The sequence below is a fragment of the Xanthomonas sp. NCPPB 3005 genome (genome assembly GCF_041228095.2).
GTDB classification, from domain to species: domain Bacteria; phylum Pseudomonadota; class Gammaproteobacteria; order Xanthomonadales; family Xanthomonadaceae; genus Xanthomonas_A; species Xanthomonas_A bonasiae.
Genome location: NZ_CP166096.2, coordinates 4,022,553 through 4,039,958 on the forward strand (window position 1 = coordinate 4,022,553; position 17,406 = coordinate 4,039,958).

A 17,406-nucleotide genomic window follows, 5' to 3' on the forward strand; every position below is an offset into this window, starting at 1 on the left:
CTGCGGCTCGAAAAACGGCGCGACCCGGGAGCCGCGCCGCTGCGTTCAGAACTTGTATCGTACACCGAAATATGCGCGCCGCCCGTAGCTCACGTACTCGCGGAAGTTGCCGTAGACAGGCTGGGATGCGACGCGCGGTTCGTTGGTCAGGTTCATCAGTTCCAGCGACAGCGACAGCTGCTTGGTGACCCGGTAGCGCGCGCGGAAATCCACGCTGGTGTTGTCGTCGTAGTAGCGGTTCTGCTGCGCGGTGTTGCCGGTGAAGTCCTGGTAGTACTTGGAGCGGTACTTGCCGATCGCCTGCATGTCGAAGCGGCCCAGTTCCCAGTACAGCGAGCCGGACAGCACATGCCGCGAGAAGCCGCTGAGTCCGGCCGGGGCCACGATCGCCGGGATCACCGTGCCGGTGACCGCATCCACCTGCTCGCCCAGGCGCGGATCCTGGGTCTCGTAGTCGGTGTCGGCGTAGTTGTAGCTGAGCTTGAAGCCGAGCCCGTCCAGCGGCTTGGGCAGGTAGGAGAAGCGGTGCGCGGCGCTGAGCTCGAAGCCGGTCAGCGTGCTCTTCTTGTCGGTGGTCACCTGGCGCGGCACCGGCACGGTGACGCTCTGTCCATCGACCACGAAGGTCTCGTCGAACAGCGCGGTCTCGGTGCCGCCGTTGAACTGCTTCCAGTACACCGCGCCGGCCAGCATGCTGTCCTCGTTCGGATACCACTCCAGCGACACGTCGCCGTTCCACGACATCAACGGCTTCGCCTCCGGGTTGCCGGTGGCGGTGATGCCGGCCAGTGCCTCTTCCAGGCTGGTGAAGTTCTCGGTGCCGGTGAGGTTGACGTTGCGGCCCGAGCCCAGCGCGGCGATGTCCGGACGCGACATCGCCCGGTAGCCGGCCACGCGCAGCAGCAGGTTGTCGCGCAGTTCGAAGGAGGCATTGGCGCTGGGCAGCAGCTTGTCGTTGCCGGCCTTGGCGACCAGGGTCTGATAGGTGCCGGTCGGCTGCAGGCGCAGGGTGCCGGCGCCGTTGTCGATCAGGTCCAGGTCGGCGCGCACGCCTTGCGAGCGCACGTCGGTCTTGACCCAGCGCAGGCCCATGTTGCCCGACACCGGCAGCCCGAACAGCGTGCTGCGGAAGTCGGCCATCAGGAACAGCGCCTTGGTCTTCTCCACCACGTCGACGTTGTTCGGATCCATGTAGTCCGGGTCCACGCCGGTGGCGCTGCTGCCGCGGAACGCTTCGTACAGGCAGCGCGGATCGAAGTAGGCCCAGCTGGAGATGGTATTGCCGCTGGCCGCGTCCAGGAAATCGTCCTGCGGGAACGCCGCGCGGCAGGCCTGGTTGGCGGCGACGATCTGCGCGCGCCCGGCGCCGCTGGAGGCGATGTCGGTGGTGATGGTGTTGTCGAAGTAACGGTAGTCGGCCTGGCTGGCGCGCAGGCCGAAGCTGAGCTTGGTCAGCAGCCCGTCCTCGGGCAGGTAGCTGACGTCGAACCGCCCGGCACGGATGCGGTGGTCGTTCTTCTCCTCTTCGGAGGTGACCCGTGCCGCACCGGTATAGGCGTCCCAGTCGTTGACGTCGAACGCCGGATCGAGCGCGATGCTCGGCACGTCGCCGCGGTTGTCCCAGTCGTAGTTGACGTAGCCGGTGGCGCCGCTGCTGATCCCCGGCACCACCGCGTTGTTGACGTCGCGGGCGTTGGCGCGCAGGCGGGTCATGCGCTGGGTGTCCTCGCGCACGGTGTGCGAGTAGGACAGGTCGGTGGCGATCTCCCAGGCCACGCTCGGGCGCAGCACGATGTTGAGGCCGCCGCCGGTGTATTCCTCGTTGCGGTCGTACAGGGTCGAGGTGGAATCGATCGAGGTGTTGCCGGAATAGCTGCGCAGCACGCCGTTGTCGTCGACCTGCCGATCGACGATGCCGCGGCGGGTGTTGGACAGGCTCAGGTCGGAACGTTTCTCGTGCCAGTTGCGGTCGGTGTGCTCGTAGTCGACATTGACCTCGAGCACCTCGTTGGGTTTCCACTGCACCGCGGCGAACTCGGACTGGCGGTCGTTGCGCTCCTGCTTGAGCCGGTAGATGCGGCTGCTCGGCACCAGGTAGTACGGCGCGCCGTTGGCGATGGCGTTGGCGCCGACCTCGGCGCAATTGGCGTTGCGCACGTTCTGGGTGCCGTCGCAGGCGTACCAGGTGGAGCCGCTGGTCATGCTCTCTTCCGGATCGGTGCCGTCCAGCGCCTGCAGGCCGATCGACACGCCGAGCTTGCCGCCGTTGGCGAATTCGAACTGGTCGATATAGCTGGCGGTGCCGCGCCAGCCGATGCCGTCCTTGTCGCGGTACTTGCTGTCGTACTCGGCCCAGCTGCCGCGCCCGTCGAACTGGATCGCGCGCTTGCCGTAGTCCAGCGGCTTGACCGTCTCCAGGCCGATGGTGCCGGCGACGCCGCCTTCGATCAGGTCGGCGCGCTGGGTCTTGTAGATGGCCACGGTGTTGATCAGCTCGGCCGGGAACATGTTGAAGTTCACCGAGCGGTCGCCGCTGCCGTTGGTGATCTCGCGGCCGTTGAACTGGGTGCTGCTGAGGAACGCGCCCAGGCCGCGGATGGAGATCTCCGAGGCGCCGGTCTTGTCGCGGGTGGAGGCCGCGCCGGTCAGGGTCTCGATCGCGTCGGCCAGCGACGGCGCCGGCAGGTCGCCGATGTCCTCGGCCGAGAGCACGTCGGAGATCACCGTGTCGTCGCGCTTCTTGTTGATCGAGGACTGGATCGAGCCGCGGATGCCGGTGACCTGGACCTGGTCCAGCGTCGTCGCCCCGCTCGCCGGCGCCGGCGCCGTGGCGGTCGTGGCCGCAGCGGCGGGCGGCTCCTGCGCCCAGGCCGCGCCGCTGGTCAACGAGGCCGCGATGGCGCACGCCAGGACGCTGCGCAACGAACGCGCGCCGGCGCGCTTGGCGGACGGGGCCGCATAGGGGTGCCGCATGGTCTCTCCTCCCGAGTGAACGCCGTAAGGGCTACGACTTGGGAGCGGAGCCTTCACCGGTCCCCGACCAATGTCAACAAATTGGTAGAAATATCCGTCCAGGCCAATTGGTACGTGCAATTGATCTTATTTTATGTGCGCTTGCAGCACGAATTCCGCGCCAAATTACCTTTCCAGATAAATGATTTTTGGTATGCAGATCTGGTTGACGAGCGTTCGACCTCTGCTACCATCCGGCCCACGGCGGCGCCGCCACGGCACGCATCGAGAGGAGGCAGACCATGGCATCGAACGCCGCGTGCAACCGCTTCGCCCTGCTGTTGCTCGCCCTGGCCGCCGGCCAGGCCGATGCCGCCGACATCCTCGTCGCCACCCCGGCCGAGTACCGCGCCGCCAGCGGCGCCCTGCAGCCCGGCGACCACGTGATCCTGGCCAACGGCGAGTGGCGCGACTTCCAGATCGTGTTCGCCGGCACCGGCACCGCCGCGCAGCCGATCCGCCTGAGCGCGCAGACCCCGGGCCAGGTCATCATCACTGGCCAGTCCAATCTGCGCATGGCCGGCGCCTATCTGGTGGTCAGCGACCTGGTGTTCCGCGACGGCTACAGCCCGACCGAGGCGGTGCTGTCCTACCGCGTCTCCAGCAAGGAGCGGGCGCGCCACAGCCGTATCACCCGGGTCGTAATCGACCGCTTCAACCAGCCCGAGCGTAGCCGCTCGGACAACTGGGTGGCGATGTACGACAACCACAACCGCTTCGACCACAACCAGCTGGTCGGCAAGAACAACGCCGGCCCGACCATGGTCGTGGTCCGCGATACGGTGCAGGGCCTGGACAACCGCCATCGCATCGACCACAACTGGTTCGGCCCGCGGCCGAACCTGGGCGCCAACGGCGGCGAGACCCTGCGCATCGGCACCAGCAACGACGCCAGCTCCGATTCCAACTCGCTGGTCGAGAACAACTGGTTCGAAGGCTGCGACGGCGAAGTGGAGATCGTCTCCAACAAGTCCGGCGGCAACACCTACCGCGGCAACGTGTTCAAGCGCTCGCGCGGCGCGCTGGTGCTGCGCCACGGCGACGGCAACCTGGTCGAGAACAACGTGTTCTTCGGCGACGGCAAGGACGACACCGGCGGCATCCGCGTCATCAACCGCAGGCAGACCGTGCGCAACAACTACCTGGAAGGGCTGGCCGGCGACGGCTATTCCTCTGCGCTGAGCATCATGTACGGCGTGCCCGATTCGCCGGCCAACCGCTACGTGCAGGTGCAGCAAGCACTGATCGAGCACAACACCTTCGTCGCCGGCAAGCAGCTGTTCTTCGGCGCCGGCAAGGACGACGAACGCACCGCCGCGCCGATCGACAGCGATTTCGCCGACAACCTGATCGTCGCCGAGCACGACCCGGTGCGCGTGCTCGGCGACCTGTCCGGCATCGCCTTCGCCGGCAACCTGCAGAGTCCGGCCGCCTCGCCGCGGCTGCCCGGCGGCGTCGCCGGCCGCACAGTCACGATGACGCGCGCCGCGACCGGCCTGCTGGTCGCGGCGGACGCCTGCGGCATCGGCGCCGACCCTGCGCTGACCTATGTGCCGCGCGACGACGTCGGCGTGGCCTGGTATGCGAAGGAAACGGTGCCGGTGGCGCTGGACAGCGGCCGCCGCCAGCGCGTGCGGCCCGGCAACGACACGCTGGCGCATGCGGTGGCCGCCGCCGGTGCCGGCGATCGCCTGCAACTGGACGCCGGCCGCTACCAGGTCGACCAGGTGCTGGCGCTGCGCCATCCGCTCAGCGTCGAAGGCCCGGCCCGCGGCCAGGCGCAGATCGCGTTCTCGCGCGCCACCCTGTTCCAGATCGAAGCCGGCGGCGCGCTGAAGCTGGCGCGGCTGCAGATCGACGGCAGTGCCGCGCCGGATGAAGTGGGCAATGCGGTGATCCGCACCGCGCCCGGTTCCAATGCGGCCAACTACGACCTGATCGTCGAGGACAGCCGCATCCACGGCCTCACCGTCAACCGCGGCTTCGACGTGATCGCGCTGGGCAAGGGCACCCTGGCAGAGCGCATCGCGCTGCGCCGGGTGGTGGTGGAAGACGTCTCCGGCGCGGTGCTGTCGGCGCATGCGGAAACCGACGACCGCGGCACCTACAACGCCGAGCGCGTGGAGATCGCCGATGCGCAGTTCCGCCGCATCGGCGGGCCGGCGGTGGACCTATACCGCGGCGGCCGCGACGAGAGCACCTTCGGCCCGGTGTTGACGATCGACCGCTCGCGCTTCGAACGCGTCGGCGGCGCCGATGCGCCGTCGCTGCGCCTGCACGGCGTGCAGCGCACCTTCCTGCGCGACAACCGCTTCATCGACAGCGCCGCGATCAGCGACGTGCGCACCACCGGCACGCCACACCTGATCACCACCCGCAACCAATTCCTCGGCACCCCGGCCCTGCCGGCCGATGCCGGCGCGGAGCCTTTGCTATGACCCGATCCACTCGCCTGATGCTGCTGGTGCTGGCCGTCGCCGCTAGCGCGCCCGCCGCCTGGGCCGCGCCTGCCGCGACGCCCGCGGCCCCGGCCGCGAGCGACAATGCCGCCAGCGACGCCGCCCCGGTGCTGGTCACCGCCGCGCAATGGCGGCAGATGGCCAGCGATGGCGCGCGCTATCCGCTGTTCGCGCGCGAGCAGGCGCGCGCCGAAGCCAGCCTGCGCAAGGCGATGCAGGCCGGCATCGACGTGCCGCTGCCGAAGGACCCCGGCGGCGGCGCCAGCCACGAGCAGCACAAGCGCAACTACCAGGCGATCCAGGCCGCCGGCGCGCTGTACCGGCTCACCGGCGAGCGCGCCTACGCCGACTACGCGCGCGACCTGCTGCTGGCCTACGCCAAGCTGTACCCGACCCTGGGCGCGCATCCGGCCGGGCGCGGCCAGGTGCCGGGGCGGCTGTTCTGGCAATCGCTCAACGACTCGGTGTGGCTGGTGTATGCCGCGCAGGGCTACGACGCGATCCGCGACAGCCTCACCCCTGCCGATCGCGACACCATCGACCAGCAGGTGTTCCGGCGCATGGCGCACTTCCTGTGCGACGAAAGCGCGGACAACTTCGACAAGATCCACAATCACGCCACCTGGGCGGTGGCCGCGGTCGGCATGACCGGCTACGTGCTGCGCGACCGGACGCTGGTCGACAAGGCCTTGCGCGGCAGCAGGCAGGACGGCAACGCGGGCTTCCTCAAGCAGATCGATCAACTGTTCTCGCCGGACGGCTACTACGCCGAAGGCCCCTACTACCAGCGCTACGCGTTGGCGCCGTTCGTGCTGTTCGCCAACGCGATCGAACGCAACCAGCCGCAGCAGAAGATCTTCCAGCGCCGCGACGGCGTACTGCTGAAGGCGGTCGATACGCTGGTGCAGAGCAGCTACGCCGGCTACTTCTTCCCGATCAACGACGCGATCCTGGACAAGGGCCTGGACACCGAGGAACTGGTCGCCGGCCTCGGCATCGCCTTCGCGCAGACCAACGACGCGCGGCTGCTGTCGGTCGCGCAACGCCAGCAGCGCGTGCTGCTGACGCCCGAGGGCCTGGGCGTGGCCGTGGCGCTGGCGCAGGACAAGGCCAAGCCGTTCGCGTTCCGCTCCGCGCTGCTGCGCGACGGCGCCGACGGCGATCACGGCGCGCTGGCGATCCTGCGCGCCGGCGGCGAGGGCGGCCAGACCCTGGTGATGAAGAATACCTCGCAGGGCATGGGCCACGGCCACTTCGACAAGTTGAACTGGCTGTTCTACGACAACGGCCAGCGCGTGGTCACCGACTACGGCGCGGCGCGCTTCCTCAACGTGGAAGCCAAGTCCGGCGGCATCTACCTGCCGGAGAACACCAGCTGGGCCAAGACCACGGTGGCGCACAACACGCTGGTGGTGAACGAGCGCAGCCACTTCGACGGCGACTGGCGGGTGGGCGAGGACTACGCGCCGACGCCGCTGCTGTTCGCCCGCGACAAGGACACCCAGATCGTGTCCGCGCGCATGGACCATGCCTACGACGGGGTCAGCTTCACCCGCACCCAGGCGCTGCTGACGCATCCGGATCTCGGCCTGCCGATCGTGATCGACCTGCTGCGCGTGCACGGCGCCAAGCCGGCGCGCTACGACCTGCCGCTGCATTTCAACGGCCACATCATGCAGGTCGGCTTCGACGCCAAGCGCGCGCTGGCCGAACGCCCGGTGCTGGGCAAGGCCAACGGCTATCAGCACCTGTGGGTGGACGCGAGCAGCGACGCGTCGCCGGCACCGCGCAGCCTGAGCTGGCTGCTGGACGGACGCTTCTACACGTATCGCTTCGGCAGCAGCGCGCCGTCGCGCGCGATCCTGGCCGAGAGCGGCGCCAACGATCCGGACTTCAACCTGCGCCGCGAACCGATGCTGCTGCAGCGCGTGGACGGCCAGGCCGACGTGAGCTTCTTCGGCGTGCTGGAACCGCACGGCGAGTACAACGGCACCGCCGAATACGTGCACGGCGCCGACAGCCGCATCCGCGCCATCGCCCGCGTGCGCGGCGACGATGCCGAGGTGATCGTGCTGACCCTGGCCTCGGGCAAGACCTTGGCGCTGGCGTTGGCCGACGATGCCGCCGCCGAGCGCGAACACAGCGTGCAGGCGCAGGGCCAGCGCTACACGTGGCGCGGCGGCTATGCGCGCTTCGACCGCGCGGCGGGCGGCAAATGAGCACGCCCATGTCCGGTGCAGGCGCGGCAAGACCAACCAAGCGCAGCGCGGTGCGCTGGATGATCGTGGGCCTGATCGCGGTGGCCACGGTGATCAACTACATCGACCGCAACGCGCTGGCGGTGATGTGGCCGGCGATCTCGCAGGACATCGGCGCGACCAAGGAAGACTACGCGCTGCTGGTGACCATCTTCATGCTGTTCTACGCCGCCGGCCAGTTCGTGTTCGGGCGCCTGTTCGACATCATCGGCACGCGCATGGGCTTCTCGCTGTCGATCGCGGTGTGGTCGATCTCGATCGCGCTGCATGCGCTGACCCATTCGATCGTCTCCTTCAGCATCGTGCGGGCGATGCTCGGCATCAGCGAGGCCGGCGCCTGGCCGGGCGCGGTGAAGGCCAACGCCGAGTGGTTCCCGGCGCGCGAGCGCGCGCTGGCGCAGGGCATCTTCAACGCCGGCGCCTCGATCGGCGCGATCGTGTCGGCGCCGCTGATCGCGCTGCTGTTCCTGTGGCTGGGCTGGAAAGGCACCTTCGTGCTGGTCGGTGCGCTCGGCTTCGTGTGGCTGCTGCCGTGGCTGGTGATCTACCGCGCCGGCCCCGACAAACACCCCTGGGTGGATGCCGCCGAACGCGCGCTGATCCTGGACGCGCCGGCCGACGGCAGCGCCGCGGACAAGCCGGCCTACCTGCCGAGCCTGCGCCAGATCATGTCGCACCGGCAGAGCTGGGGCATCGTGCTGTCGCGCTTCTTCATCGACCCGATCTGGTGGCTGTTCGTGTCGTGGCTGCCGATCTACCTGGCCGAGACCTTCCATTTCGACATCAAGCAGATCGGCGCGTTCGCCTGGGTGCCGTTCGTCGGCGCGATGCTCGGCAGCCTGTCCGGCGGCTGGCTGTCCGGGCGGCTGATCGCGGCCGGCTGGAGCGTGGACCGCGCGCGCAAATGGACCATCACCCTGGGCGGCGCGATCATGGCCCCGGCCCTGCTCGGCGCGGTGCTTGCCGCCGATCCGACCATCGCGGTGCTGACCATCGCCGCGGTGCTGTTCGGTTTCCAGATCGCGATCGGCAACATCCAGACCCTGCCCGGCGACCTGTTCGACGGCAAGTCGGTCGGCTCGCTGGCCGGCATCGGCGGCATGGCCGCGGTCGCCGGCACCCTGATCACCACCTGGCTGGTGCCGGTGATGACCGCCCACTCCTATGCGCCGATGTTCATTCTCGTCGCCGCGCTGGTGCCGGCCTCGCTGGCCGCGCTGTGGCTGGTGACCGGCCGCATCGAAAAACTCGACGATCCCGCCACCCGCGGCTGATCGCATCCCCTTTCCCCACAACGCAAGGACTCATCGCGCATGCAATTCAAAGACAAGGTGGCCATCGTCACCGGCGGCGGCCGCGACATCGGCCGCGAGGTTTCGCTGAAGCTGGCCGCGGCCGGCGCCAAGGTGTGCATCAACTACGCCAACGACGCGGCCAGCGCCGAGGAAACCCTGCGCCAGATCCAGGCCGCCGGCGGCCAGGCCATCGTGCACCGCGCCGACGCCGCCGACGCGCAGGCCGTGGCCGGGCTGGTCGCGGCGACGCAGCAGGCGTTCGGCCAGCGCATCGACGTGCTGGTCAACGTCGCCGGCGGCATGCTCGCGCGCAAGCCGCTGGCCGACATCGACGAAGCCTTCTTCCATCAGGTCATGGACCTCAACCTGAAGTCGGTGTACCTGACCACGCAGGCGGTGGCGCCGCACATGCAGGCCGGCGCGGCGATCGTCAATTTCGCCTCGCTGGCCGGCCGCGACGGCGGCGGTCCCGGCGCGGCGATCTACGCCACCGCCAAGGCCGCGGTGATGACCTTCTCGCGGGCGATGGCCAAGGAACTGGGCCCGCGCGGCATCCGCGTCAACGCGCTGTGCTGCGGCATGATCGCCACCCGCTTCCACGACGACTTCACCAAGCCGGAAGTGCGCGCCTTCGTCGCCAACGCCACCCCGCTGCGCCGCGAAGGCCGTGCCGCCGAAGCCGCCGACGCGGCGCTGTACCTGGCCTCCGATGCCGCGAGCTTCATCAATGGCGCCAATCTCGACGTCAACGGCGGCGTGTATTTTTCCTGACCCGAACGCGTAGGAGCCACGCTCATGTCGTTGCGATTCCCGCCCTTGCGGCCGTTGTTGTGGAGGGGCACGGTCGCCGCCGCGCTCGCGCTGTGCATGGCGCTGCCGGCGGCGGCGCAGCAGGCCGCGCATTGGCTGCCGGCGTGGATCGCCTCGCCCACGCCGGACCGGCTCGACGGTCCGGCCGGCAGTTCCTTGCAGTTCGAGCGGCAGAGCGTGCGCCAGGACATGCGCCTGGGCACCGCCGCGCAGGCCTTGCGCTTCCGCATCAGCAACGAACTGGGCACCGCGCCGCTGAAGATCGGCGCGGCATCGGTGCGCCTGGCCGGTGCCGCCCGGCCGGCGCAGCCGGTCTTGTTCGACGGCCGCCGCGAGATCGTGCTGCCGCCCGGCGGCGTCCTGCTCAGCGATCCGGTGGCGCTGCGCGCGCCGGCCTTGGCCGAGATCGCGCTGACGCTGTATTTCCCGGAGGCCACGCGGCCGGCGGTGCGCCGCACGGCGGTGCGCGTGGCCGAGGGCGATGTCGACGTGAGCGACGCCACCGCGCTGAGCTACCGGCAGAACGTGGTGTCGGCGGTGTATGCGCAGACCACCGCAGCGCCGCGGGTGGTGGTGGCGCTGGGCGATTCGATCACCGAAGGCGCCACCGCCGCGCGCGGCAGCAACGGCGACTGGCCGGCGCTGCTGGGCAAGCGCCTGGAGCAGGCCTGCCCGGGCCAGGTGGTGGTGCTCAACGCCGGCATCAGCGGCAACAAGCTGCTCGACGCCGGCCGCAGCCCCAGCGCCCTCGCGCGCCTGGACCGCGACGTGCTGGCGCTGCCCGGCGTCGACCAGGTGCTGCTGTTCGAAGGCATCAACGACATCCGCCACAGCGGGCCGCCGGCGTTCGCGCCCGGACGCACCGCGGCGGACATGCAACTGGGCTACCGGCAAGTGGTCGAACGCCTGCGCCAGCACGGCATCGCCACGATCGGGGCGACGCTGACCCCGTTCGGCGCATCGGAACGCTACGAACCCGTGTCCGCCGCCACGCGCCAGGCTTTGAACGCCTTCATCCGCGACGGCAAGACGTTCGACGCGGTGATCGACTTCGACGCGATCCTGCGCATGCCCGACAACCCCGAATCGCTGCCGGCCGCCATCACCCGCGACCACCTGCATCCCAACGACGCCGGCTACGCGCGCATGGCCAACGCCATCGACCTGTCGCTGTTCGGCTGCAAGGCGCGCTGACGGCGGCGCCGCTTCCGCGACCGGGGCCTGTCGGCAAGCGTTTTTTACAGAGATCCCCGACACTGGGGGAGCGACTTCAGTCGCGACGGGCGTGACCGACCAAGCCCTTCGCGAGCGAAGACCCGAGATCACCGGCAGGCGCCCGCACAGACGACATCGATCTGGATCGAGCAAGCGCTGAGGCCCGTCGATGCGATCGGGATAGGCTATCCCCATGACAATGCACACCCAGCCCTGCCCGCTCGGCCGCACTCACGTCGCGCTCCCGCCCCTCCCGCGTCGTCACGGCCGCTGCGCGAACGGGACGCGCCACCAGACAGCCGCATCATGAGCGCCGCGCACTTCCGCGTACTGGACCACGCCGCGCATGCCTGGTTCCTGCTGCAATCCGGCACGGAGCGCTTTCTGGACGTGAACTGCAACGCGTCCGCGTTCGGCTACTCGCTGTTGATCCGGCTCGACCCCGACGAATGCGCACAGGTACAGCAGGGCGGACACGCCGCCTGCGACGCCCTGGCCACCCGAATCCGCGACACCGCGTCGCCGCGGCACCCGCGCGATGCGTCGCGCGATCACGGCGAAGCGGTATCCGATGCCATCGCCCGCTGGCGCGAGGAAAGCGGCCACTGAGGCCGCGCCGCGGCCGCCGCGAGCGGATCCGGCGGTGCATTACCATGCACGTTCCCGCCCGCGGATCCAGCCCATGCCCAACAGCCTCCACGACCTGCAAGCCGCCCAGCGCGCGTTCGCCGACGCACGCGACTGGGGCCAGTTCCACACCCCGCGCAACCTGGCCGCGGCGCTGTCGGTCGAGGCGTCGGAACTGCTCGAGCATTTCCAGTGGCTCACCGACGAGCAGAGCCGGCAACTGTCGGACGACAAGAAGGCCCAGGTCGGCAGCGAAGTCGCCGACGTGCTGCTGTACCTGCTGCAGCTGTGCGACAAGCTGGGCATCGACCCGATCGAAGCGGCGCGGCAGAAGATGCAGGTCAATGCCGCCAAGTACCCGGTGGATCGCGCCAGGGGCCGCATCACCAAATACACCGAATTGTAGGCGCCGCCTCACGCCCGCCGTTGTAGGAGCGGCTTCAGCCGCGACAGGCTCTATCCGTAGCGTCTGTCGCGGCTGAAGCCGCTCCTACAAGAGATTGAGGGGTGAAAGAAGCCTTCAAGGCCTTTGCCCCCTACCGCGCGGCGGCCTTCTTCGCAGCACGCTTGCGCGGCGCACGCTTCGTGGCCGCCGTCTTCTTCGCCGCGGGTTTCCTTGCAGTGGTGGCACCGCTCGCGGCCTTCTTCGCCCGCGTCCGCGCCGCCTTCTTCGCCGCGCTCTTGCGCACGCTGGCGCCCTTGGTCTGTGCGGCTTTCTTCGCCGCGGCCGAACGGCTGCTGGCGGTGCGCTTCTTGGCCGCCGTCTTGGCCTGCGTGGACAAGGCCTTCTTGCCCACGGTCCGCGTGGCGGTCTTGCCCTTGCTGGCGGTCTTCAGGGCTTTCTTGGCGCCGCGCGAACGCGTCGGCGATGGCGCGCCGGCCTTGCCGCCCTTCGCCTCTTCCTGCGCGACCTTGTTCTTGGTGGACTTGGACGCGGTCTTGGACGCACCGGTCTTGACCCCGGCGCGGCGCGCCTTGGACAGGCCGATGGCGATCGCCTGCTTGGTCGATTTCACCGTGGTCTTGCCCTCGCGCACCCGGTCGATCTCCTCGCGGACGAATTCGCCGGCCTGGGTGCTGCCCGCCTTGCCTTCGCGCTTGGCGCGCTTGACGCGGGCGGTGGTGGATTGCGTCGGCATGTCGTTCTCCTGCATGCGGCCGGAACTGGCCATCGCCACAGGTGTAACAAGCAAAAAGTAAAGAACCGGCATAGACCATGCGAAGCCGATGTGCACTGCGCGCAGTGCGCTTTGCGGGTGCGCAGCGGTGCGATGCCGCGAGCACACGCCGGCCGACACGTACGCGCGCAGCTCGACATGACCGGGTGATACGCAAGACAGACCGCACTTGCGTTCGAACGTGTCGCTCACCCGCCCTGGCAAGACGCGATACACGCCGCCATGCCGCCACCGCAGCGCGCTCGCCAGATCCGGGCGGCCACGCTGCGCACGCATCGCATTGCCGGTGCCACGCGACGTTTCCTGGGCGATGTTCCCGAAGTCGTCATCCCTGGCTGCCGGCAGATCTCGCGCTTCGTCCCCGCCGGACGTCGACCAGCGCACCAAGCGCCTGGCATTGCCGGGCGATCGGGCTCCCGCGCGCCGCTGCCGGCGCGCGCACCGCTCCTGGTGCAGCGAGCTACTGGCGACGCACGCGTCGGGTTGGCGCATCGCCGGCGGCACTCGCCGCGTCGACCGGAGCAGGCTCCCAGCCGAACACGCTGCGCCCGCCGTACCCGTGCGACGCGCGCCGCTCCTCGGCGATCAGCGCCTCCACCGACGGCCCGCGCGCGTGCGGCTCGAGCAGGCGCGCCTGCGCATCCAGCCGGCGGATCGCCTCCAGCTTTTCCTCGCGGCCCAGCCTGGCCTGCGCCACCGCGGTCTTGAGCACACCGATGGTGTGGTCGTAGACGCGGGTCGGCACCGGGAACGGATGCCCATCCTTGCCGCCATGCGCCATCGAGAACCGTGCCGGATCGGTGAACCGGCACGGCGCGCCGTGCAGCACCTCGGCCACCAGCGCCAGTGCGCGCACGGTGCGCGCGCCGACGCCCGGCACCTGCAGCAGTTCGGTGAAATCCTGCGGCCCGCATTCGGCCGCCGCGGCCAGGTTGCCGTGCAGGCGCCGGGTCACGATGTCGCTGCCACGCACGTCGTGGTGGTCGGGCAGCGACAGGTGCGGCAGACCGGGCGGCCTGCGCGCCGGCATCGCCTCGGGCGTGGCGGCGAACAGGTCGCCGCTCGGCGCGAACAGCGCGTCGGCCGCCACGTTGCGCGCGCCCGGCGCCGCGTGCGCGGCGACCATCGCGCCGTGCACCGAGTTCGCGCCGGCGACTGTCGCCGCACGCGGCGCGGACGCCGCCGCGTTCGCCGAAGACGCTTGCAACGCGCCGTATTCCTGCGCGATCCGGTCCGGCCCCAGCGCCTGCAGCAGTTCCACCTGCGCCGCCCGCGAGGCGGCCGCGCGATGGTCGGCGAGATTGACGATGCGGCCCTGCCCCGGCCCGTCGATCGCCGCATGCGGCGCATCGACGAAGCTGTTCAGCCCCTCGGACAGCCAGTGATAGCGCCGCGCCTGCTTGCTGGCCCCGTTCATGCCCTGCTGCACCACGACCCACTGTCCGTCGTCGCTGACGATGAAGCCGTGCAGATACAGATCGAACCCGTCCTGCACCGCGGCGCTGTCCACCTTCGCCACCAGCCGGCTGGCGCGCGCCAGGCCGGCGCCGTCCAGCCCGGTGCGCTCGCCCACCGCGCACAATTCGTCGGGCGTGGCCCGCGAATGCCGCCCGCGGCCGCCGCAGACATGGACGCCCAATTCGGCGGACAGCGGCGTCAGCCCGCGCTTCAGCGCGCCCAGCACGCTGGTGGTGATGCCCGAGGAATGCCAGTCCATGCCCATCACCGCGCCCAGCGACTGGAACCAGAACGGATGCGCCAGGCGCCGCAGCAGTTCGTCGCGGCCATAGCTGTGCACGATGGCCTGGCACATCACCGCGCCGAGCCGGGTCATGCGCTCGCCCAGCCAATGCGGTACGCGGCCGCCGTGCAGGGGCAGATCGGCGCTGCCGGAACGTCGGCTCATGCGCGGAACTCCGGAGAAAAACGGATCGCCAGCGTAGCCAGCCCGCGTCGCATCGCGCGATTCGTCGACCGTGGCGAGACTGAGCGATTCAGCGAGGAGCAATGCGACTTCCACCTCCATGCAGTCGGGGCTGAAGCCCTCCCACAGTGCACCCGGCCGACCGCAAGCCCCTGTAGGAGCGGCTTCAGCCGCGACACGCCAAACGACGCGCCTATCAGCCTGTGATGGATGAGAAACCGACCGCAAGTCCACCACAAACCTCCGCCACAACACAAAGCCAGGAAGCCGCGCGACTTCCAGCCTCATGCAGTCGCGGCTGAAGCCCCTCCCACAATGCACCCAGCCAACTCACCGCAAGCCCCTGTAGGAGCGGCTTCAGCCGCGACACGCCAAACGACGCGCCTATCAGCCTGTGATGGCTGAGAGACCGACCGCAAGTCCACCACAAACCTCCGCCACAACACAAAGCCAAAAAGCCGCGCGACTTCCAACCTCATGCAGTCGGGGCTGAAGCCCCTCCCAGAATGCACCCAGCCAGTTCGCCGCATGCCCCCTGTAGGAGCGACTTCAGTCGCGACGAACGAAGCAGTGCACTTCACGGCGCCGGACTCGATCGGCGCCGAAGCTCTTGCTTGAGGAACGATCCGCAGCGCGGATCGCGATGATCCAACGACTCAGCCGCTGCCGCGCTTCCGCTTCGCCGCCGCAGCCGTCGTCGTAACCACAGCCTTGCCTGCCCCCTCACCCGCACGCACCGTCGCCAGCGTCATCGCGATCAGTCCGCCGATCAGGCGCCGCAGGTCGGCCTCGTTGTCGGCCGAGGCCTTCAGGCTGGTGGTGGCCAGGCGCAGGATGTAGCCGAGATCGGCCGCCGACAGCGGCGCCTGCGCTTGCACCTCCGGCTGCAGCGTCGCCACCAGTTGCGCCTCGAACTGCGCGTACAGCGCAGCCAGCGCTTCCGGCGCGTAGTCGCCGCACTTGGCCAGCAGCTCGGTGGCGTTTTCCGAATCGATGACCGCGGCGACCGGTTCCAGCACCCAGATGTCGAACAGATGCCGCAGCCGCGTCGCCAGGTCCTGCCCCGGACGCAACCGCACGCCGGATTCGGCCAGGCACTGGTCGCGCTGGCGCAGCACCATCGCCGCGAAGATCGCCTCCTTGTTCGGGAACGACGCGTACAGCGACGGCCGCGACATCTGCGCCGCCGCGGCGATGTCGCCGATGCCGACCTTGCGGTAGCCGTGGCGCAGGAACAGCTGGAAGGCGGCATCCATGATGCGCGTCTCCTTGCTCGGCAAAGCCGCAACAGGTGCAGCGGATTTTACACTTGACATAATTTGTAAAGTTGTCAACATTACATTTCCAGCCAAATTGTAAAGCACCGGAGCCCCGCATGAACGCCATCGCCCCGCCGGCCCAGCCCCGCCCTACCCGCGCCTACGCCGCCCTGGAAAAAGGCGGCGCGATGGTGCCCTGGCATTTCGAGCGCCGCGCCGTGCGCGAACGCGACGTGGCGGTGAGGGTGCTGTACGCCGGCGTCTGCCATTCCGACATCCACTCGGTGAACCGCTGGGGCGGCGAATTCCCGCTGGTGCCCGGCCACGAAATCGTCGGCGAAGTGGTGGAAGTGGGCGCGGCGGTGTCCGGGTTCGCGGTCGGCCAGCGGGTGATGATCGGCACCATCGTCGATTCCTGTCGCGTGTGCGAACCGTGCCGCGCGCAGATGGAGGTGTACTGCCGCGAATTCCCGACCACCACCTTCGACGGCATCGATCGCATCGATGGCAGCCGCACCCGCGGCGGCTATGCCGAGTACTACGTGGCCGACGCGCATTTCGTCTATCCGCTGCCCGACGGCCTGGATCCGGCCGCGGCGGCGCCGCTGCTGTGCGCCGGCGTCACCACCTACTCGCCGCTGCGGCACTGGAAGGTCGGCCCGGGCACGGCCGTGGGCATCGTCGGCATCGGCGGCCTTGGCCACCTGGCGGTGAAATTCGCGCGCGCGCTCGGTGCGCACGTGGTGGCCTTCACCACCTCGCCGAAGAAAGCCGCCGAAGCGCAGCGCCTGGGCGCGCACGAAGTGGTGCTGTCCACCGATCCCGAGCAGATGCAGGCGCAGGCCTACCGCTTCGACTTCATTCTCGACACGGTGTCCTCGACCTACCCGCTGGACCCGATGCTGCAGGCGCTGAAACTCGACGGCACCCTGTGCTCGCTGGGCCTGCCCGACACGCTGGATTTCGCTCCGATGACCCTGGCCATGGGCCGCCGCCGCATCGCCAGTTCCGGCGCCGGCGGCACCGCCGACACCCACGAGATGCTGGCGTTCTGCCAGCAGCACGGCATCGTCGCCGACGTGGAGGTGATCGCGATGGAGCAGATCAACGAGGCATTCGCGCGACTGCAGAAAGGCGACGTGCACTACCGCTTCGTGATCGACATGGCGCGCTCGGCGCTGTAGCCGGGGTTGGCCTGCGGCGGCGGCGCTGCACGGCAAAACGCTGTAGCGGGCCGGACGCGCGAACCGGCGCCCCAAACACTGTCTGCGCGGCAGCGCCAGCGCGGGGAAATCGGGATGTCCCCGCCTGGCTTGACCGCCCCCCGCCGCGCAGGCGATGCTCGACGCGGCGGCCGATGCCGCCGCAC

The 17,406-nt window shown here is 69.4% G+C and carries 11 protein-coding genes and 1 pseudogene; 8 read left to right on the forward strand and 4 right to left on the reverse strand.

What is annotated here, in order from left to right; translation table 11 throughout:
- Positions 1–45: 45 nt before the first annotated feature.
- Positions 46–2,973, reverse strand: a complete 2,928-nt coding sequence (locus AB8810_RS17310) for a TonB-dependent receptor (RefSeq protein WP_369914359.1) — start codon at positions 2,971–2,973, stop codon at positions 46–48.
- A 281-nt stretch (positions 2,974–3,254) separates the two neighbouring features.
- Between AB8810_RS17310 and AB8810_RS17315 the strand changes: the two genes are divergently transcribed.
- From AB8810_RS17315 to AB8810_RS17345, 7 genes are all read left to right on the forward strand, one after another.
- Positions 3,255–5,450, forward strand: a complete 2,196-nt coding sequence (locus tag AB8810_RS17315) for a polysaccharide lyase 6 family protein (protein ID WP_369914361.1) — start codon at positions 3,255–3,257, stop codon at positions 5,448–5,450.
- Positions 5,447–7,690, forward strand: coding sequence for an oligoalginate lyase (locus AB8810_RS17320; RefSeq protein WP_369914363.1), 2,244 nt, complete (start codon positions 5,447–5,449; stop codon positions 7,688–7,690). Before AB8810_RS17315 ends, AB8810_RS17320 begins: the two co-directional genes overlap by 4 nt.
- A complete protein-coding gene (locus AB8810_RS17325) occupies positions 7,687–9,003 on the forward strand; it encodes an MFS transporter (RefSeq protein WP_369914364.1) in 1,317 nt (438 codons plus the stop codon). Before AB8810_RS17320 ends, AB8810_RS17325 begins: the two co-directional genes overlap by 4 nt.
- A gap of 39 nt (positions 9,004–9,042) precedes the next feature.
- Positions 9,043–9,795: an SDR family NAD(P)-dependent oxidoreductase gene (locus AB8810_RS17330; protein WP_369914366.1), complete on the forward strand. Its 753-nt coding sequence runs from the start codon at positions 9,043–9,045 to the stop codon at positions 9,793–9,795.
- A gap of 57 nt (positions 9,796–9,852) precedes the next feature.
- On the forward strand, positions 9,853–11,028 hold the full coding sequence (locus AB8810_RS17335) for an SGNH/GDSL hydrolase family protein (RefSeq protein ID WP_369916682.1): 1,176 nt from the start codon (positions 9,853–9,855) through the stop codon (positions 11,026–11,028).
- 327 nt (positions 11,029–11,355) lie between these two features.
- On the forward strand, positions 11,356–11,658 hold the full coding sequence (locus tag AB8810_RS17340; RefSeq protein WP_179570738.1) for a hypothetical protein: 303 nt from the start codon (positions 11,356–11,358) through the stop codon (positions 11,656–11,658).
- Between the two features lie 73 nt (positions 11,659–11,731).
- On the forward strand, positions 11,732–12,082 hold the full coding sequence (locus AB8810_RS17345; RefSeq protein WP_369914368.1) for a nucleotide pyrophosphohydrolase: 351 nt from the start codon (positions 11,732–11,734) through the stop codon (positions 12,080–12,082).
- 220 nt (positions 12,083–12,302) lie between these two features.
- On the opposite strand, the pseudogene AB8810_RS17350 reads toward AB8810_RS17345, so the two are convergent.
- From AB8810_RS17350 to AB8810_RS17360, 3 genes and pseudogenes are all read right to left on the reverse strand, one after another.
- Positions 12,303–12,815 (reverse strand): annotated as a pseudogene (locus AB8810_RS17350) (DUF6496 domain-containing protein); the annotation flags it as partial.
- 499 nt (positions 12,816–13,314) lie between these two features.
- Complete coding sequence (locus tag AB8810_RS17355) at positions 13,315–14,760, reverse strand: DUF763 domain-containing protein (protein ID WP_369914369.1); 1,446 nt, start codon at positions 14,758–14,760, stop codon at positions 13,315–13,317.
- A 674-nt stretch (positions 14,761–15,434) separates the two neighbouring features.
- Positions 15,435–16,115, reverse strand: a complete 681-nt coding sequence (locus AB8810_RS17360; protein ID WP_369914370.1) for a TetR/AcrR family transcriptional regulator — start codon at positions 16,113–16,115, stop codon at positions 15,435–15,437.
- A gap of 38 nt (positions 16,116–16,153) precedes the next feature.
- On the opposite strand from AB8810_RS17360, the gene AB8810_RS17365 reads away from it, so the two are divergent.
- A complete protein-coding gene (locus AB8810_RS17365) occupies positions 16,154–17,221 on the forward strand; it encodes an NAD(P)-dependent alcohol dehydrogenase (protein WP_369914371.1) in 1,068 nt (355 codons plus the stop codon).
- The last annotated feature ends 185 nt before the right edge of the window (positions 17,222–17,406 follow it).